This is a genomic window from Streptomyces sp. NPDC031365 (assembly GCF_055569765.1).
In genome coordinates, this window is sequence record NZ_JBVIIM010000024.1 from 90882 (window position 1) to 109563 (window position 18682).

Genomic DNA, 18682 nt, shown 5'->3' on the forward strand with positions numbered 1-18682 from the left:
GGCGTCATCGGCGTCTCCGTCGTACCTCACCACACAGCGGCCGAATTAGCTAGTAGCTACCGCGTGATGGCTCACGATAACTCGCGGTATGGAGCAGCGTCTACGGCCGACGGGCTTCCGTGCTGCCGCCCTCGCCCCGCGTGCGGTCGGCCCCCTTGCGCTCGGGGCGGATGTAGTCGGGCAGCACCCTGGGCGGCCAGCAGCCGATGCTGAACATGCCCATCGAGTACGCCTTCGCGGCAAGCGCCGTGCGGTTGGGCACCTTGAACTGCCGCAGGAGGAGACTCACGTGGTACTCGATGCCCTGGCGGCTGAGGAACAGCTTGGCCGCGAGCCGTACCGTGGGGTCACCCGCGGCCACACCCTCCAGCACCTTCGCGGTCAGGGGGGTCAGCCTCCACTGCGAGCCGACGAGGGTCTGTTGGATGTCGGGTGTCTCCTCGGGCGTGAACTGGACCAGGATCATCCTGACCTTGCCGGCCGCGCCCTCCACCGGGAACGCGGCGAGCTTGCCGGAGACCGCCGTGTCCTGGAACGACATCGTGATGGACCGGCTGACGAGGCGCGCGTGGTGCCCCTGCGCGAGGCGGCCGAACTGGCGCAGCACGTACTGCCGCACGCTCGGGTGCAGCAGCTCCGCGAAGCCGCGGTCGCAGATCTCGTCGCGGTGCCGGCCGCACTGGGCGCTGAAGGCGCTGTTCACGGACCGCACCCGCAGGGTGGGCTCGAGGATCACCAGGCCGATACCCGAACGCTCGAACAGCGACAGGACGACGTCGCCGTATTCGTTGCCCCGGATCTCCGTGGGAAGCACGGGTGATTCCAGATCGTGCAATGCACCTTCGGGCAACTCATCAACAGATTGGGACGAATTTCTCGGAATCAGGGTTATTCCACCGACTGACTGGTGAAGTTCACTTCCAGTACTGCTCTCCATATGGAGCATGTGCGCCGCACCTCCCCGTGTGTTTTCGGCGGGCGCTGGGCAGCCTAATGACGCCTGAGCGCGGGGGGCAATGAACGCCCGGTGCCCCAACGCAATCCTGTGGTACCCCCCGTTCCGGTTCGGAGTTCGGGCGGATCGGCGTACCGAAGGTGCGGACGGTGCGGTCCGGAGCCCGGCGCGGCGCGCTCCCGGGCCGCGGGCGGCAAGGCCGGACGCGGTGTTGTCGCAGGTCGGCGAGCGAGGTTACCCAGAGGTAGCCCGATCGGTGCACCGGCCGGGTACCGAAGTCCGTCCTCCGCCCGGGGCCCCGGCCACGGTCCGTTCGGGGAAGAAAGTCTGGTTGATCGACCGCAGAGCCGGAGGGCCCGACCGCAGGGGCGGGGGCCGGCGTCGACCGCCCCGCCCTCCGCATGACGTCGCGTCAGATGCCGTCGCACAACAGGCCCGAGCGGAACGCTCTCTCGCCCGTCGTGCGGCGCATGTAGGGCACCAGACCGGAGCGGCCGGCCACTCCCAGCCGCCGGTACAGCCCGGTCAGGATCTTCTCCACCGCGCGCCGGGTGACGCCGAGTTCCGCTGCCACGTCCTGATTGGTGTGCCCGAGGGAGACCAGCGCGGCCACCCGGTACTCCGTGTCGCTGAGCCGTCCGCGGCCGGGCGCCACGATCCCCGGCCCGTCTGCGAACGGGGCGGCCGAGCCGCGCAGAATCGAGGCTCCCGTCGCGTCGGCGATCCGCTCGGCTTCGGCGAGGAGTCCGGCGGCTCCGGACCGCCCGGCGTCACGCAGCCGGTTGCCGTACGCCGTCAGAGCCCGGCCCAGTTCCAGCGTGTCGGAGCTGTCGCGCAGGACGGCAACGGACTCGGCGAGCAGCGACAACGCGTACCGTCCGTCCACCAGCGTGCCCCAGATGCGCAGGACGCGGCCCAGCGCGGCGGGCGCCCCGAACTCCCGGGCTCTGTCGCACGCGTGGGCCAGCAGTTCGAGCGCGGTCTTCCTCTCGCCGATGCGCAGCAGGGAGGGCAGGCACCACAGGTGTATCGGGAAGAGCGTCTGGTTGTACCAGCCCGCCGCCTCGGTGCGGCGCACGGTCTCCAGCAGGTCCGCCCGGGTGAGCGGTTCCGAGTACGTGGCGCCCGAGATGCGCAGCACCCGGAGGGTGAGGCCGCGCATCGGCAGTCCGGTGTGCCGCGGCTCGGCCGGCAGGTCCCGCAGCCGCTCGGCCAGCCAGGGATCGCGCGTCTCCGCCGCCACGGACATCAGACCCAGTACGGCCAGCCAGTCGTTGTCGCCCAGTATGCCCCGGCCCGCCGCGCAGGCGGCCCGCGCGTCCGCCCGGGCCTGCGCGAGCCGGCCGGCGCGCAGGGCGGCCAGCGCCCGCCAGCCCAGCATCCGGGTCCGCTGTCGCTCGTCGCCGCGCTGCCTCGCCGCTTCGAGGGCCGTGTCCAGCCAGTCGCGCACCGGTTCGTCGGCCTCGGCCGCGATGCCCGAGGCGATCATCAGGGCGGGCGCACCGTACTCGGAGGCGGCCGAGGCCGGTTCCTGGTCCAGCATCCAGCGCACCAGGGCGGCGACTTCGGCGGACCGCAGCCGTGTGCCGAGCGAGCAGGCGAAGGTGAGCACCGCCGCGAGTTCACGCCGTGCCGCGCCGCCGGGCCCGTGCATCAGCTCGCGCAGGCGCTCGACGGTGGCGGCGGAGGCGTGCGGCCCGGTGGCGGCGAGCAGACGGGCACGGGCCTCCAGGCGCAGGGCCAGGTCGGCGGTGTCCGGGCCGGCCTCGGACAGGGCGGCCCGGGCGGACTCGATCATCCCGGACGCCTCCGGGGCGGCGACGAACAGCGTCAGCGGCGCCTCGGCCACGACCGCGGCACGTTCGCGGGGGGAGGCCAGCAGCGGGAACGCCTGGGTGATGTGCCGGAGCATCGCGGAGGCGTCGGTGTCCTGTTCGGCGTCGGCGAGGGCGGCGAGGAAGTCACCGCGCTGCGGGCTGTCGGGCGGGAACTCCCGAAGTGCCCGGCGCAGACAGCGGATCGCGAGGGCGATGTCCCCGCGGCGCCGTGCGTCGTCGGCGGCCTCGCGCAGCAGTGGGGCGGTCTCGTGCCATGCGCCGGGGCCGATTTCGAGGAGGTGGGGAGTGACCAGCTCGACCGGGGCGCCCGAGGCGTGGAGGAACTCGGCGGCCCGGCGGTGCACGGAGGTGCGGTCGTCGAGGGCGAGGCCGTCCTCGGCGATCTGTCGTACGCACTCCCACAGTGCGGGCGGGTCGCAGCGGTCGGCTGCCCAGCCGAGCCGCCGCAACGCGCGTTCCGCGGCTGCCGTCTCGGCCGGATCGAGGTCCGCGACGCGCGCGACGGTGCGTACCCCTCCGGCCCCGCCGAGGAGCGCGGCACAGTACGCGAGGCGTCGTACCGGCTCGGCGTGGCCGTTCAGCGCCGCGGCCACCCGTCCCCGCAGTTTCCAGGGCGCCGGGCGGGCGAGGGCGGTGGCGAGCGGATCGGTGGGAGGAACGGGTGGCCGCGGGTCCTCCAGGCGGTCGAGCAACGAGTGGAGCAGAGCCGGGTTTCCGCCCGTCGCCCGGTTCCAGTCCGAGGCCGGCGCGTCCGCCCAACCGACGCCGCGTTCCCCGAGCAGGGCGCGCACACCGTCCGCGCTCAGCGGCCGGGTCCGCACCACCAGGTCGGCGGCGAGCAACAGGTCCTGCACGCCGGGCAGGTCCGCGGCCGCTTCGCCCTCGCACACCGCGGCCACCACGAGCAGCGGGGCGGGTGCGGGGTCGGCGCACAGGCGGGCCAGCCAGTCCAGGGACGCCTCGTCGGCCCACTGCAGATCGTCCACCACCAACGCCACGGGCCCGGTGCGGCGTTCTGCCGCCGCCACCGCGTTCACGACGGTTCCCCGCCCCGTCCCGGTGGCGGGCTCCTCACCGGGGAGGAGGCCGGCGACCACGCCGAGGCGGGTCCCTTGGTCCAGACGGCTGCCGGCGGCACGGCGTACGAGGAAGCCGTCCCGTGCCGCCAGGTCTCCGGCGGCACCGAGGAACGCCGAACGGCCCGTCCCCGGCGCGCCCGTGACCGCCACGAACGCGGCCCGTCCTCGGCGTACGCCCGCCATCGCCGTGCGGAGGGTGGCAAGTTCCGCTCCCCGGTCGTGGAGCGGCACGGACGGTTCCCGGCTCACGCTTCAAGTGTTGTTTACAACTTCACCATGAAAAACAGAATTGTCATATCGTAATCATCATGAGCTCGAACCGATCAGAGCACATGCGTCCCGCCTCCCCTCACCCCGCCCTCCGGTCGAGCCGTCCCTCCGCCCGCTGTGTCGTGACACTGAGCCCCGTCGACCGCGCCCCCGTCGACGACGTCGCGCGCCAGGTCAGAGCGGTGTGCGGCAAGGAGACCAAGGTGCGCAGCGCGGCCTGCCGGCCCGACGAGGCCCGTACGGAGCACGCCGTACTGAGGCGGCTGCTCGGCGGGGCCGCACCGGAGCCCTTCCCTCCGCACCAGGTGCATCACGCGGCCCTCGCCTACGTCAGCGGGCTGCTGGGACAGGCACCGCTGGTTCTCTCCCTGACCGACGCGCAGTGGTGCGACGAGGGCACGCTCCGCTGGATCGACCACGTGATGCGCGGCACCTACGGGGCCCCGCTGACGGTGCTGTTGAGCCTGCCGCAGAGCGCGCTGACCGCCGTGGCGGGCGCCTTCCACGAACTGGTGGCGCGGGACTACTGCGCGGTCACCGACTTGTCCGAGCCGGCGCCGGGCGACACCGGCGGGCCGGCCCGGGCGAGCCTGGACGGCCCCGCTCGGCACACGTCGCATCCGCTGCGGGTCGCCCGGGCGGCCGCGCTGCTGCGCAGCACCGACGCCGATCTCGTCGGCGCCCTGGCCGGGCTCCCCGCCGGGGTGGCCAGGCGAGGGCTGGACGCCGCGAGGGATCTCGGACTGCTCCCGCCCCGCCTGCCGGCGGAGGGCACCCCTGCCCACTTCGAGGCACTGTTCGAGACGTTGCCCACCGCCGAGGCCGAGCGCATGCGGGCACAGGCCGCCGAGATCCTCAATGACGCCGGACGGCCCCCTGGGGAGGTGGCCGACCTGCTCCTCGGGCAGTCCACCCTGGACCGGCCCTGGATGACCGCCATCCTCAAGGAGGCGGCCACAGTGGATCGTCATGACCGCCCCGCGGCGGCGACGCGCTGGCTCCAGCGGCTCCACGACAACGATCCCACCGATGTCGCCGTACGCACGAGTCTCGCCACGGTGCTGGGCGACATCGATCCGACGGCCGCCCACGAGCACCTCCAGGGACTGCTCTCCGACACGGACGATCCGCGGGTCCGCGCCCGGGTGTCCGTCCCGATGCTGCTCACCGCGCTCATGACGCACCGAGCACCCGACACTCCTGGGACACTCGGCGCACTGCTGAACGAGGTGCGGGGGCCGAGCGCGCATCCGGCGTCGGCGGCATGGTCCCGTCCGACGGGGGCCGCTTGGGCGTCCTCACCGGGCGGTGCCCCCGACCGGAACCACGGCGGCACCCCGCTGCCGGGCGGCGGCACCAGGGAGTACCTCACGCTCGCCGCCCTCGCCCTGCGCGACGCGCTGGCGGGTGTGGATCCCTTCACGGCGGCCGCCAACGCACGGCAGGTCCTCGCCGCGGATGGGCCACGCGGGGCCTGGGCGCGGGTCGCGGCGGCCCAGGTACTCGGGCTGACCGACGACACCACGGCCGCGCTCGGACACCTGGACCGCATCGCCGCGGACAGCGAGCGGCGCGAGGAGGTGTGGGCCGACTGCCACGCCCGCTCGGCGCGGGCCCTGCTGCTCCTCGAGACGGGCCGTACCGATGAAGCGGCCGGGGCGGCACAGGCCGCCGCCCGGATCGCCCGCGGGCACGGCTGGGAGCAGGACAGCAACCTGGCGCCGGTCGTCCTGGCCCTGGCGCTGGTGGCCCGCTCCGACCTCGACGGGGCCGAGGAGACACTGCGCCGGCTCGACGGCCGTCAGGTCGAGCACTCCGTGTGGGCGTACCACCATCACCTCATGGCACAGGCCCTCGTCGAGCGCGGCCGGGGCAGGCCCGGCGAGGCTCTGAAGCTGATGGAACGGTGCGGGAGGAGCCTCGCCGAAGCCCGTGTGGACAACCCGGTGTTCACCACGTGGTGGGTGCACAGCACCGACCTGCTCCGGGTGCTGGGCAGGAGGAAGGACGCGATCGAGCGCGCCGAGCACGGCCGGCACCGGGCCGAGCGATGGCCCACGGCCCGCAGTACCGGGCTGAGCCTGCTGGCGCGAGGCATGGTGGCCACCGCCTCCGACCAGGTCGACCTGCTCGCCGAGAGCGTCCACGTGCTGGAGGGCAGCTCCGACCAGCACTCTCTTGCCCTCGCCGAACTGCTCCTCGGACGGGCGCTGTTGCGGCGGGACGACAGGAAGGGGGCACGCGGCCATCTGCACGCGGCACGGGCGACGGCCCTGCGGTGCGGTCTGACCGCCGTGGCCGAGTCGGCGGAGGCCGACCTCCCGGCCGCGGGCGGCCGGCCCGCGCGGATCGCGCTGAGCGCCGCCGAGCGTCCGGTGGTGGAGCTGGCGGCAAGGGGTGCGACGAACCGGGCCATCGCCGACGCCCTGTTCCTGACCGTGCGCACGGTCGAGTACCACCTCACGAACGCGTACCGGAAACTCGGCGTCACCGGCCGCGCCGGTCTCACGGAGTGGCTCGCGGCCACGGGCCCGGACGGCACATCGACCGGCGTGAGCGAGGAATCCCGTTGAGTCCTCCGCTCCCCGCGGCGGACGAACGGCCCCGGCTCCTGGAGCGGGCGGCCGAGGTGGCGGCCCTGCGGGCCGCGGTGCGCGAGGTCGCCGAGGGCTGCTCGGCGACCGTCGTCGTGCACGGGCCGCCGGGCAGTGGGCGCAGCGCCGTGCTCGCCGTGGCGGCCGCGGCGGCCCGGAAGGCCGGGCTGCACGTCGTCCACGTGCGGGGGGATTCCGCCGTCCCGCGCGACGGCCGTGACACCGCCCCGCCCGCCATGGCCCAGCCGGCGCCCGACCGGCCGCGGGCACCGCTGGCGGTCGTCGCCGACGACGCGCAGTGGGCCGACCTCCGCTCATCACAGTGGCGGACGCTCCTCGCGCACCCCCTCGACGACCGGCCCACGCTGCGGGTGGTCGCCGGCTGCGCCCCCTCGGTCCTGCCCCGAACCGAGCCGCGGCGGTACGAACTGGCGCTGCGCCCGCTGAGCACGGTGGCCGTACGGACACTGCTCACCGAGGTCTACGGCGAAGCGGCCGGCGACGCGCTGGTCCCGGCCGCCGTCGCCGCGACGGGTGGCGCCCCGGCGGTCCTGTGTGCCGTCCTGCGACGGTGGCCCGCCCCGGCACCGGAGGCCGAGGACTTCGTGGCCCTGGCCGAGCAGATCGGCAGGCACCGACTGCGGCGGATCCTGGACCGGTTGCCCGCACACGCGGTCGCACTGGTGAGGGCGAGCGCGGTGGCGTCCGGGGACTTCTCCCTCGACCAGGTCCACGAGCTGGCCGCGGTGCCCCCGCCGTTCCGCGAGCAGGCCCACGCCGACGTCGGCCGCACCGGTCTGCTGGGCTCCACCGCCCCGCCACGGCCGTACCATCCGCTCGTCGCGGAACAGGTGCTCGGCCTCATGGACGAGGCCGGCCGCCGCGCGCTGTACGAGCGCGCCGTGCGGCTGGGCCGCCGCGAGGGGGTTCCGGAGGCCGTCCTCGGCCGGCTCGTGGCGCACACGCGTCTGGCCGAGCCGTGGGTGCCCGCGGCACTGTACGCGGCGGGCGAGTTCGCCCGGCGGTCCGGGGACGACGCGGCCGCGTTCTTCGAACGGGCGCTGGACCGGGGGGCGTCCGGCGCCCTGCGGCCCAAGGTGCTGCTGGACCTGGCGAAGGTACGGTTGCCGGTCGCGCCCGAGGCCGCCGACCGAGGGCTGCGCCGCGTCCTGGCCGAGACCGACGCCCCAGGCCAGTCGGCCGGCCGCCTCCTCGCCGCCGACCTGCTGACCCTGCGCGGTGGGGACCGTACGGCGGCCGCGCTCGCCTCGGCCGCGGCGCGGGACACGACGACGCCGGCTGAGAGACGAACGCTCCTCGCGCTGCGGGAGGTGGCACTGGAGACGGGACCGGCGGCCGCAAACAGCCCGGCCGAGGCCACCACACCCGAGACCCGACCGGTCGTCCTTCCCGCCGCCCGACGGCCCGCACCGCCGGGACCCCATGGGCCGGCGCCGGACACTCCCCTGGCTCACGCGCCGTCGCACGAACCCTCCGAGGCCGAGGCCGAGGACGGTGTCGTCGCGTGGCGGAACTGTGTCGCCGGACGGGGAATCCAACAGGCGCGGCGGCTCGCGGCCGACGCGCTCTCGCGGGCCGGTACCGGGATGTTCGCCCCCGGCCTGGCAGCGGCGCGGGCGCTCGCCGTCGCCGAGGACGTGGACGGTGCGCGGGACGGGCTCGCACGGATCGAGGCCGAGGCCCGTCGGCAGGGTGTGGGGACCGCGGTCGCGCTGGCCCGGCTGAACCGGGCCGAACTGGACCTGCGCCTCGGCGATCTGACGACGGCAGGGGAGGAACTGGCCGCATCCGTGGCGGAGGTGCCCCGAGCCCACTGGCCCCCTCGGGCCCTGCCGCGGCTGATCGCCCTGGAGGCCCTCCTCGCCCTGGAGTCGGGACGGCCGGACGCCGCCGAATCGGCACTGGCGGGGTATGTGCCGCACCGTTACGAGTACGGGCTCGGCCGGGCCCACCTGCTGTACGCGCACGGCGTCCTGGGCCTGCGCACCGGGCTCTTCCGCGAGGCGCGGGCGCAGTTACGGGAGTGCGGCCGGATGCTGCTGGCGCTCGGGTGCCGCAACCCCGCCGTCGTGCCCTGGCGTTCCCATCTGGCCATGGCGGAGGCGACCGCGGATCCCGGCGCGGCCGCCCGTCTGCTCGCCGACGACCTGGCGGCGGCCCAGGCCTGGAGCGCGCCCGGCACGATCGGCCTGGTGCACCTGTGGACCGGTCTCACCCTCACGGGCCCGGGAGCGCTGCCGTCTCTGCGAACCGCGGTGCGGGTGCTCGGCGGTTCTGCGGCACGCGCACGGTACGCGCAGGCGATGGCCGAACTGGCCACGGCGCTGCTCGCCGACGGCCAGTCCGCGAACGCCCACCGCGTGCTGGACGGAGCGCTGGCGGTGAACCGGGCGGACGGTCGGTCCATCCCCCGTGTCAAGGAGGTCGCCGCCCACTTCGCCTCGCTGCCCCGGACCAGCCTGGCACGGCTGAGTCCGGCCCAGCGGAGGGTCGCGGTACTGGCCGCGGAGGGGCGGTCCAACCGGGCGATCTCCGAGGCCCTGTCGGTCAGCCAGCGCATGGTCGAAGCACATTTGACCAACGCGTACCGGGCGTTGGGCATCAAGGGCCGCACCGACCTGGCGGCGGTACTGGGCCATGGAGGCGGCCCGGGGGACGCTCCCGACTCCCCGCCTGCGGTCGGTACCGGCTAGGACCGGTCCGTCCCGCCGCCGGACGCGTGCTCCCACGGTCCACCCGAACACCGGCCGGACCACCGGACCACCGACCAGCCCCACCCCACCACAGGCCGCGACACCGGCCGGTCCCACCGGAGCGCGGGTCGAGTGGGGCGGCCCCGCGGGCGGTTGGCTACGTCCGGGGCCCGGAGGAGCCCGTCTGCCACGCCCCGACCAGGCCCTCGCGCAGGGCGACCGACACCGCCTGGGTGCGGTTCGGGCAGTTCAGCTTGGACAGGACGATCGCCACGAGGCGCTTGGCGGCGTGCTCGGACACGGACAGGGCCTGGCCGATCTGGCGGTTGCTCAGCCCTTCGACGAGGAGCTCCAGCACCTGCCTCTCTCGCTCGGTGAGCACGCCGATGGACGATCCGCTCCGGGGCGCGGTGTCCCGGCCGCCCCGCGCGGGGGCCGGCCTCCGCGTGACGGCCTGCGGGGCGAGTCGCTCACCGCGGGAGAGCCGTCCGAGCGCCTCTCCCAGTTGCTCGGTGGTCAGCGCCTCCCGGTCCAGGGCGGCGTCGCTGGGTATGCCGGCGCCGTACGCGGCGCGCTGCACCTCGGCGGAGGGCAGCATCAGCACGACCCGGATGCCGTTCCTGCGGGTGACCGCCGCGAGCTCGGCCACCCACGTCTCCTCCCCCGTCCCGGCGGCGGTGTCGCACCACAGCACGAGGACGTCGCAGGAGAGGACGAGCAACTGGATGGCGTCCTCGGGAGCAGCCGCCGTGAAGTCCTCCGGCTCGAATACGGAGTGCTGAGCGACATGGCCGATGTCCGCCAGCATGCGTGCGAGCCCACCGCGGGCGACCTCGCTCCGCGCCACCACGGCGACTCTGACCGATTCCCACGCGTTCATCCACCGCTCCCCCGCGCACCACCCCGAACGGACTGTCGCACGATCCGGCCGGTCCACTGCCGTGTCGCACACCTCCTTGAATACCACTCCGACCGGATCGCTCTCTACCGCTCCCGTCCCGTCACCGGCCGTGCGTCCCTCCGGTGCGACGCGCGTAGAATACGCAAAGTGCGCACATGGGCGCACACCGCGGCCGGAGCCGGGGGGTTCGCCGCCGCCCTACTCGGTGCGGGACGCGACCGCCTGGCGGGCGGCCACCGCCTCCACGTAGTCCGCCGCGAGGGCCGGACCCTCGCAGGCGCGCAGGTCCTCGCTCAGCGACCGGACCCGCGCCCGCGTGGGTGTACCGGCGGCGACGCGGTGCACGGCATCGCGCAGTCGCTCGACGGATGCCTCGGCGGGCGGCACATGGAGGCCCAGGCCTAGTTCCTCGATCCGGGCCGCGACCAGCCGCTGCTCGGGCATGTTCGGCACGGCGACCACCGGCGTACCGAAGTACAGGGACTCCATCACGCTGTTCATGCCGGCGTGCGACACGAAGGCGTCCGCATGCTCCAGCACGGCCAGCTGGGGCGCCCAGCGGTGCATCTGAACGTTGTCCGGGACGATGGACAGGGCGTCGTCGCCGGTCCACTGGCCCGCCGAGACGACCACCTGCCACTCGGTGTCCCCGAAGGCCTCCACGCAGCGGCGCACCAGCTCGCGCTGGTGGTCGAAGCCGAAACTGCCCATGGACACCAGCAGCAGCGGGCGTCCGTCGCCCGGCGGGTGCCAGGGAGTCTCGTCGCCCCGGTTGCCGATACAGGGGCCGACGAAGGCGAACCGGTCGTCGAAGGTGTCCCCGGCGGGCTGGAACGTGCGGGGCAGGAACACCAGGTTGGTGTCGTCCGCGGGCGCGTTGAACTCCTCCAGCGTCACGTCCTCGAGACCGTGGTCGCGCAGCAGTTGGCCCTGCTTGACGAAGAAGTCGACGAGGGCGGGGTGTTCCCGGTCGATCTCGCCGGCGTACAGGTCGCCGATCCGCTGGGTGAGCGAGTAGTGCTCGTTGGACGCGAAGGTCGCGAAGAGTTCGATCGCGGGCCGCCGCCACTTGCGGGACAGCACCCGGCCGGCGGCGAAGGTGCTGACGTCGTACAGCAGCACGTCGGGGATGTCGTCCGCGAATCCGGCCTCGTAGACCGGGACGGTGGCGATGGCCTCGTCGATGGAGCGGACCGGCTCGCGCACCATGTACTCCGCGTCCACCCGCTCCGGCAGCTTGCGCGAGGCGAGCCACGACTCGTACGTCAGCACCTCGGCGCCGGCCGCGGCGGCCAGGGGAGCGAAGTGGGCGTTGGTCGCGAAGGTGACCCGGTGGCCACGGCGTACGAGCTCCGCGACGACGGGCAGCGTCGTGTTGATGTGTCCGTAAGCGGGGAACGGCATGAACGCCACGTGATACGCCGACATGGACGGCAGCTTGCCAGCGCCGGCAGCGGGCGACCGCGCCGCCGGCCGAACACTGGGGAATTCACCAGGCGTTTCCTGCGGTTCGCCGCGCAGTTCGGGAGAACACCTGGACTGTGCGCCGTGTGGTGGATCCGTTCCCGGCCCTCGTGCTCCCGTGGGGCCGACAACCCGGATCCGACGGAGAGCGAGACGCCGTGAGCAAGCCATCAGGTCGTGCCGACGCGGGGTCGCACCGGCACGAGGAGCGCACCCCCGGCCTGGACGTGTTCTCGCGCGGGTGGCCCGACCAGGCCCCCGACACGGTCTGCGGCTGGGGCTCCAGCGAGCCGCACACCCAGCTCGTCCGCAAGGGCCTCCTCACCATCCTCGAAACGCACCGCGTGACGACGCTCAACGACGCCGGTTGCGGCGACCTGGCCTGGATGAGCACGGTGGACCTGCGCGGGGTCGACTACGTCGGCTACGACGTCCATGAACGTGACACCTGGCCGGAGCTGCGGCGGCGCGGTTACCAACTGGAGGTCCTCGACATCACCGCGGAAGAACTGCGTCCGGCCGATCTGCTGATCTGCCGTGACGTGTTCATCCATCTGCCGAACGACATGATCCTGCCCGCGCTGGAGCGGTTCCGCCGCTCCGCGCCACTCCTGCTCACCACCGGCTACACCAGCGACCCCACCTTGGAGCGGGGTGAGTTCTCCAACTTCGCCCGGATGGACGAGCCGAGTCTGCTGCACGCGAAGCTCGACCTGACCCTGCCCCCCTTCGGCCTCGGGCAGCCGCTGGAGCGCATTCCGGAGAACTCTCCCAACAAGTACCTCGGCCTCTGGGACCTGACCCGCTGACCGACCGACTCCAGGAGCGTCATGGCAAGCCCCACCACCCTCGCCCACTCGCCGTGCCCCAACGACACGTTCGTCTTCCACGCCTGGTCGGCCGGGCTGCTGCCCGGCGTACCCCCGCCCGAGGTCACGATCGCCGACATCGACGTCACCAACACCCTGGCCGAGCAGGGTGGACTGGACGTCCTGAAGATCTCGTACGCGGCGCTGCCGTACGTACTGGACCGGTACGCGCTGCTGCCCTGCGGCGGAGCGCTCGGCCACGGCTGTGGCCCGCTCCTGCTCACCCGTGACGCGCTCGAACCGGCCGACCTGGCCGGTCGGGTGGTCGCGATCCCGACCGAACGCTCCACCGCGTACCTGTTGTTCCGGCTGTGGGCGGCGCGGACGTTCGCGGGCGCGGAGGTGCGCACGGTCGTGATGCCGTTCCACCGGATCATGCCGGCGGTCCAGGAGGGCGAGGTGGACGCGGGGCTGGTGATCCACGAGGCGCGGTTCACCTTTCCCGCCTACGGCCTGCACCGCCTGGTCGACCTCGGCGAGGACTGGGAGGCCCGGACCGGGCTGCCCATCCCGCTCGGCGCGATCGTCGCCCGGCGGGATCTGGGCGCGGAGCGACTGGCCGGCATCACCGAGGCGATCCGGGCCTCCGTCCGGCACGCGTGGGCCGACCCCGGGGCGTCCCACGACCATGTCCGGGCCCACGCCCAGGAGATGGCCCCGCACGTGCAGAAACAGCACATCGCGCTGTACGTCAACGGGTACACCGAGGACTTGGGCCCCGAGGGCTGTACGGCGGTCCGCACCCTGCTCGGCCAGGCGGTGCGGGCGGGTGCGGTACCGCCGTTCCCGTCCGGGGCGCTGGCCCCGCCCGGCACCGGCTGATGCGTTGTGGTGCGCCCCGGCGGAAGGCTCCCGGGGCGCACCCGCGGTTCACCCGGTCACGACCTCACCCCGGCCGCCATGACCCTCTCCAGTCGGTCCGCCACCGCGGCGGCCCCCGGGGCGGTACGCACACTGCGGCTCAACTCCGTCACCCGACGCCGCACTTCGGGGTCGACGGCGAGTGCGTCGACAACGGTGAGCAGGAGCGTGGAGTCGAGGTCGGCGGGGTGGATCGACCGGCCCACGCCGAGGTCGACGACCCGCTGGGCGATGGCGTGCTGATCCTGTTGCTGGGGCACGACCACGACCGGCACGCCCTGGTGGAAGGCCTCCATCAGGCTTCCGGTGCCGCCCTGGCAGACGAACGCGGTGGCGTGTTCCAGCACCGCCAGGTGGGGGAGCCAGGTGTGGGCCTCGACGTTGGGCGGCAACGGGCCGAGACCCGAAGGATCGACCCCGTCGCCGAGCGTCATCACCACATGCCACGGAGTGCCGGCGAAGGTCTCCGCACAGGCGCGGAAGAAGCCCGGACGGCGGTTGGCCGATGTGCCGAGCGAGACCAGCAGCAGCGGTGACCCGCCCGAAGGCGGCGACCACGGCCCGGTGAAGTCCGCCGCACGCGGGCAGGGCCCCGCGAAGAGGTACTCGTCGCCGAAGGTCTCACCCTCGGTCTGGAAGTCCCGGACGACGAAGGAGATGTTGAGCGCCGCGTCGTCGCCGCTCGCCAGCCCGCCGGCGAACAGCTCCGCCACCCCGGCCGCCTCGACGCGGGCGGTCAGTTGCCCGGCCAGGTCGCGCAGCCGGGGGTCGTCCGGATCGGCCGGCGCATGCGCGGGGTCCGCCTCGGTGCCGTTCAGCGGCACGTGTGCGCTGGTGCCGAAACCGGCGTACGTCCGCACGGTCGGCACGCCGTGCCGCCGGCTCACCGCCGCGGCCGTGTCCGAGGCGAGCGCGTCGTGCACGACGACATGGGGCGGGTCGGCCGCCGCGGCGGCCAGGGCGGCCTCGAGGGGCGCGAAGCTCTCCCTGAGAAAGGCCAGCAGCATGGTCGTCGCGGTCTCCGTGCCGGAGACCGACGCCGGGAACACCGACGTGTACGGCACCACACGGGCACCGGTGTCCGCGAGGTGACCGGCGAGCCGGTCGGCGACCACGTAGGTGACCCGGTGGCCGCGCCGCACCAGTTCCTCGACCATGCCGAAGGTCGCCCTGATGTGCCCGTACGAGGGGAAGCCCAGCCACAGCACGTGTCGTGCGGTCCGCTCACCGGCAGTGGCAGTGGCGGTGGGCGTCGGGCCGGCGGCCGTGACGCCCTCCGGGGCCGTGGGTCTAAGCGGGGACACGGGCACTCCTCGATCCGGCCCGGCGGCGGTCCTCGTCGCCGGAGCCGCCGGCCAGGGCCACGACCGCCTCCAGCGTCGTGGCCTGGCGGACGGCGGCACGGGCGTGCGCCTCGTGGGCCGCCGGGTCGGCGCAGGCTTCGGCGAAGGCGGTCACCGTGCCGAGGAACTGGTCGGCGGCCGGCAGTACCAGCTCCTCACGCCGGTCCGCCCGGTACAGCCGCAGCAGCGGCCGGGCCTCGGGCGGCGGGGTGAAGGCCCAGTCCACCTCGACACGGCCCTCACTGCCCCAGAGCGCATAGGTGTTGCGGTAGCCGTGGTCCAGTCCGAAGTCGCACTGGGCGGTGACGCCCGCGCCGTCGGCGAGGAGCACCGAGCCCGCCGTGTCCACGCCACCGTCCGCCTCGTACCGCAGGTGGGCGCCGAGAACCTCGATGTCCTCGCCGAGGAAGAGCTGGGCGGCGCGGAGGGGGTAGCAGCCGGTCTCCCGCAGGGCTCCGCCGGCCAGTTCACGGCTGTAGCGGATGAGCCCGGGGTCGGCCCGCGGGATGCCGAAGGAGGCACTGAACACCCTGGGTGTGCCGATGGCACCGTCGGCGACGAGTTCGAGGACCCGTGTGTGCTGGGGGTGGTGGAGGAACGCGAAGTTCTCCATGAGGACCAGGCCCCGCTCCCGGGCCGTGCGGGCCAGGCCGGTGGCCGCGGCGGTGCTGGCCGTGAGCGACTTCTCCACCAGGACGTGTTTGCCGGCCCGCAGCGCGGCGTCCGCCCACTGTTCGTGCAGGGCGTTGGGCAGCGGGATGTACACCGCCCGCACGTCCTCCCGTTCCAGCACCCGTTCGTAGCCGGTCTCGGCCTCGCAGCCGAAGCGGTCCGCCAACGCGCGCGCCTTGCCGGGCGTGCGGCTGGCGACGGCGACCAGGCGCGCCGTGGGGCAGTTCAGCAGCGCCGGGAGGGTGCGGCGCAAGGCGATGTCGGCGGCGCCCAGGACGCCGATCCCGATCGGTTCGGCGTCAGCCACGGCGGCCCCCATGAGGCGTTCTCGACGCGCGGGTCGTCGTTGAGCTGCACGGAGTGTGTGAGCTGCGTGGCATCGGTTGCATGGTGTCCCCCACCAGGAAGTCCAGGGGCCGGCCGCGGCGGACCGGCATCGGCGAACCCCATGTGTCTCACATCGGTTCCGGCCACGGCCCCGGGCCGTCCGGAATCTGCGACTTTCCCCAGACCGGTGTTCCGGGTGCCGTTCCGTCCCCTCGGGTCGCCGTCGCGGCGGGGCAGGATCGCGGCGTTGCCACTGACCGGGCCGCATCGTGGCGGCGCCATCGGCGCCACGTCATCGACAGGGGTGTCCCGTGCGCGTGTCGTTGCCCCTGTCCTCCCGGCCGACGCACTGCGCCGCCTCGATGGTGCCGCCCGGCGGGGCACTGGTGGTGGGCGGACACGAGGTGCGGGTGCTGTGCCTGGCCGGCCCGCCGCTGACCGGGCCGGCCGCCGGCCCCGTCAGCGGTGCTTGTCCACGAACTCCCGGACGGACGCGATCATGTAGTCGGTCATCTCCGTGGTGATGCCCGGATAGACGCCGATCCAGAACGACCGCTCGGTGATGATGTCGCTGTTGGTCAGGTCGCCGGCGACCCGGTGCTCCACGTCCCGGTAGGCGGGGTGCCGGAGCAGGTTGCCGGCGAACAGCAGCCGGGTGCCGATGCGCCGCGCGGTGAGGAAGTCGACCAGTTCGGGACGGCGGAAGGGAGCGTCCTCGGTGAGGGTGATGACGAAACCGAACCAGCTCGGGTCGCTGCCGGGTGTGGGCTCGGGCAGCAGCAGGCCGGGCACCCCGTCGAGCCCGTCGCGCAGCCGCCGCCAGTTGCGCTTGCGGGCGGCGACGAAGTCGGGGAGCCTGGCGAGCTGGCTGAGGCCGAGTGCCGCCTGGATGTCCGTGGCCTTCAGGTTGTAACCGACGTGCGAGAAGATGTACTTGTGGTCGTAGCCGTGCGGCAGGTCACCCATCTGGTAGTCGAAGCGTTTGAGGCACTTGTTGTCCTCGCCCGGCTCGCACCAGCAGTCACGCCCCCAGTCGCGCATCGACTCGGTGATCCGGGCCAGCTCCAGGGTGTTGGACAGGACGCAGCCGCCCTCACCCATGGCGATGTGGTGGGCGGGGTAGAAGCTCACGGTCGAGTAGTCGCCGAACGTGCCGGTCCTGCGCCCCCGGTAGGTGGACAGGACGGCGTCGCAGTTGTCCTCGACCAGGAACAGGTCCCGGTCCTTCGCCAGTTCTGCGACCTCGGCCGCCTGGAACGGGTTGCCGAGGGTGTGCGCCATCATGATGGCCTTGGTGCGCGGACCGATCGCCGCTTCGATCCGCTCGACGGTCGTGTTGTAGGTGCCGAGGTCCACGTCGACGAAGACCGGCACGAGACCGCACTGGATGATCGGGTTGACGGTGGTCGGGAAACCCGCGGCGACGGTGATGACCTCGTCACCGGGGCGCAGCCGGCGCTCCCCCAGTTCCGGCACGGTGAGGGAGGCGAGCGCCAGGAGGTTGGCGGACGATCCCGAGTTGGTCAGATGCGCCTTGCGGACACCGATCGTCTTCGCGAAGAGCCGTTCGAAGCGCAGCGCGGCGGCGCCGGAGGCGATACGCAGTCGCAGGGCCTGCTCCACCAGCGCGGCACGGTCGTCCTCGTCGAGGACGGCGCCCGAGGGCAGGATCGGTGTGACCCCGGGCACGAAGCCCTGCCCGGACGCCTCCTCGTCCCTGTGCAGTTTCCGCGTCAGTTCGATGATGGACTGCACGTCCGTGTCAGCCATGAATGCTTTCTCCGTCCACTGCGATGGTCGAGGGTGCTGCCGTGGTCGCGTGCCGGACGCTGTCCCACAGGGCCTGGAGCGCGTCGGTGAGGGTGCGGACCGGAACCCATCCGAGTTCCCGGCGGGCCAGGCCGATGTCGAGGGGCTGTTCGCCGATCCCGGCGTCCCGGCGCTGGGCGGGCTCGGGGCCGGGCACGATGGAGGTGGTGGCGGGGTCCGCCCCGGTGACGCGGATGAGCGTGTCCACCGCTTCGGTGAGGCGGACGCCGACGCCCGAACCGACGTTGACCAGGGGCGGTACGGCATGGGCGCGTACGGCGCTCAGGACGGCGGCGGCGACGTCCCGGACGTCGACGACGTCCCGGACACCGCTGATCACCGGAAGCCGCAACCGGTCCGGACGTTCGGCGATCTGGTGGGCGATGCCGCCCAGGAGGCTGTGCCGGGAGGCGAACGGTCCGACGGCGACGGCGATCCGCAGCACCACGGCGTCGAGGCGGCCCTCGGCGACGGCCTCGGTGATGACGCGGGTGCCGGCGAGCTTGGTCTGCGCGTACCGGCCTGCCGGGCGGGCGGGCAGGGTCTCGGCGAGTCGTGTCCGCCCGGGGTGGGCGCCGTACTCGTAGGCGGAACCGATGTGCACCAGACGCACCGGTCCCGGAGCCGCGGCGACGGCGGCGACGAGTCGTTCGACGAGGGCGATGTTGCCGGCGGTGAGGTCCTCGTCGCGGGTGACGTTCCACAGGGCCCCGGCCGCGTTCACCACCACGTTGGGCCGCAGGGCGGCGAGTTCGGCGGCGAGGGTGGCGGGGTCCGTGCGGACGACGTCGAGGGTCAGGGTCCGGCAGCCCTCCGGCAGGGCGCGCTCCGGTGGCCGGCGCACCACGGCGACCACCGGCCGGCCGGCGTCGCGCAGCGCGGTGCACACGGCACGGCCGACGAAACCGCCGGCGCCGAGCACGACGGCGGGCGGCCGGACCGCGAATCCTTCTGGGTCCATCGGCGACACTCCTGGGTCATCGGGC

12 protein-coding genes are annotated in these 18682 nt (G+C 73.6%); 4 read left to right on the plus strand and 8 right to left on the minus strand.

Annotated features, from left to right (window positions below; all coding sequences use genetic code 11):
- Positions 1-100 precede the first annotated feature (100 nt).
- Positions 101-814: a helix-turn-helix transcriptional regulator gene (locus tag ACZ5C2_RS28970; protein WP_468797721.1), complete on the minus strand. Its 714-nt coding sequence runs from the start codon at positions 812-814 to the stop codon at positions 101-103.
- Between the two features lie 553 nt (positions 815-1367).
- Complete coding sequence (locus tag ACZ5C2_RS28975; protein ID WP_468797724.1) at positions 1368-4121, minus strand: AAA family ATPase; 2754 nt, start codon at positions 4119-4121, stop codon at positions 1368-1370.
- 59 nt (positions 4122-4180) lie between these two features.
- Here ACZ5C2_RS28975 and ACZ5C2_RS28980 point away from each other — a divergent pair, with 59 nt between their 5' ends.
- Positions 4181-6715 carry a helix-turn-helix transcriptional regulator gene (locus ACZ5C2_RS28980; RefSeq protein ID WP_468797727.1) on the plus strand — a complete coding sequence of 845 codons (2535 nt, stop codon included), beginning with the start codon at positions 4181-4183 and terminating at the stop codon, positions 6713-6715.
- A complete protein-coding gene (locus tag ACZ5C2_RS28985) occupies positions 6712-9450 on the plus strand; it encodes a helix-turn-helix transcriptional regulator (RefSeq protein ID WP_468797730.1) in 2739 nt (912 codons plus the stop codon). Before ACZ5C2_RS28980 ends, ACZ5C2_RS28985 begins: the two co-directional genes overlap by 4 nt.
- A gap of 157 nt (positions 9451-9607) precedes the next feature.
- Here the strand turns inward: ACZ5C2_RS28985 and ACZ5C2_RS28990 are convergent, their stop codons facing one another.
- A complete protein-coding gene (locus tag ACZ5C2_RS28990; RefSeq protein WP_468797733.1) occupies positions 9608-10330 on the minus strand; it encodes a helix-turn-helix transcriptional regulator in 723 nt (240 codons plus the stop codon).
- Positions 10331-10549: 219 nt separating this feature from the next.
- The gene (locus ACZ5C2_RS28995) at positions 10550-11779 is read right to left on the minus strand and encodes a macrolide family glycosyltransferase (protein WP_468797736.1); all 1230 of its coding nucleotides are present in this window, start codon (positions 11777-11779) and stop codon (positions 10550-10552) included.
- Between the two features lie 194 nt (positions 11780-11973).
- Here ACZ5C2_RS28995 and ACZ5C2_RS29000 point away from each other — a divergent pair, with 194 nt between their 5' ends.
- Together ACZ5C2_RS29000 and ACZ5C2_RS29005 are read left to right on the plus strand one after the other, a co-directional pair.
- Entirely contained in the window at positions 11974-12624 is a 651-nt protein-coding gene (locus tag ACZ5C2_RS29000) for a class I SAM-dependent methyltransferase (RefSeq protein ID WP_468797739.1), read from the plus strand.
- Between the two features lie 21 nt (positions 12625-12645).
- Complete coding sequence (locus tag ACZ5C2_RS29005; RefSeq protein ID WP_468797742.1) at positions 12646-13506, plus strand: 1,4-dihydroxy-6-naphthoate synthase; 861 nt, start codon at positions 12646-12648, stop codon at positions 13504-13506.
- A gap of 56 nt (positions 13507-13562) precedes the next feature.
- On the opposite strand, the gene ACZ5C2_RS29010 is transcribed toward ACZ5C2_RS29005, so the two are convergent.
- The 4 genes from ACZ5C2_RS29010 to ACZ5C2_RS29025 form a co-directional block, all read right to left on the minus strand.
- On the minus strand, positions 13563-14849 hold the full coding sequence (locus tag ACZ5C2_RS29010; protein WP_468797745.1) for a macrolide family glycosyltransferase: 1287 nt from the start codon (positions 14847-14849) through the stop codon (positions 13563-13565).
- Positions 14836-15867 (minus strand): Gfo/Idh/MocA family protein, encoded by a 1032-nt coding sequence (locus ACZ5C2_RS29015; RefSeq protein WP_468797748.1) that lies wholly within the window; start codon positions 15865-15867, stop codon positions 14836-14838. Before ACZ5C2_RS29015 ends, ACZ5C2_RS29010 begins: the two co-directional genes overlap by 14 nt.
- A gap of 479 nt (positions 15868-16346) precedes the next feature.
- Positions 16347-17657, minus strand: a complete 1311-nt coding sequence (gene rfbH / locus ACZ5C2_RS29020; protein ID WP_468797752.1) for a lipopolysaccharide biosynthesis protein RfbH — start codon at positions 17655-17657, stop codon at positions 16347-16349.
- Positions 17650-18657 carry an NAD-dependent epimerase/dehydratase family protein gene (locus ACZ5C2_RS29025; RefSeq protein WP_468797755.1) on the minus strand — a complete coding sequence of 336 codons (1008 nt, stop codon included), beginning with the start codon at positions 18655-18657 and terminating at the stop codon, positions 17650-17652. The genes rfbH and ACZ5C2_RS29025 overlap by 8 nt, the downstream gene beginning before the upstream one ends.
- Positions 18658-18682: the final 25 nt, after the last annotated feature.

Coding starts and splice junctions, on each gene's coding strand:
- ACZ5C2_RS28980 (WP_468797727.1), top strand. CDS start 4,181: ATGAGCTCGAACCGATCAGAGCACATGCGTCCCGCCTCCCCTCACCCC.
- ACZ5C2_RS28990 (WP_468797733.1), bottom strand. CDS start 10,330: ATGAACGCGTGGGAATCGGTCAGAGTCGCCGTGGTGGCGCGGAGCGAG.
- ACZ5C2_RS28995 (WP_468797736.1), bottom strand. CDS start 11,779: ATGTCGGCGTATCACGTGGCGTTCATGCCGTTCCCCGCTTACGGACAC.
- ACZ5C2_RS29005 (WP_468797742.1), top strand. CDS start 12,646: ATGGCAAGCCCCACCACCCTCGCCCACTCGCCGTGCCCCAACGACACG.
- rfbH (WP_468797752.1), bottom strand. CDS start 17,657: ATGGCTGACACGGACGTGCAGTCCATCATCGAACTGACGCGGAAACTG.
- ACZ5C2_RS29025 (WP_468797755.1), bottom strand. CDS start 18,657: ATGGACCCAGAAGGATTCGCGGTCCGGCCGCCCGCCGTCGTGCTCGGC.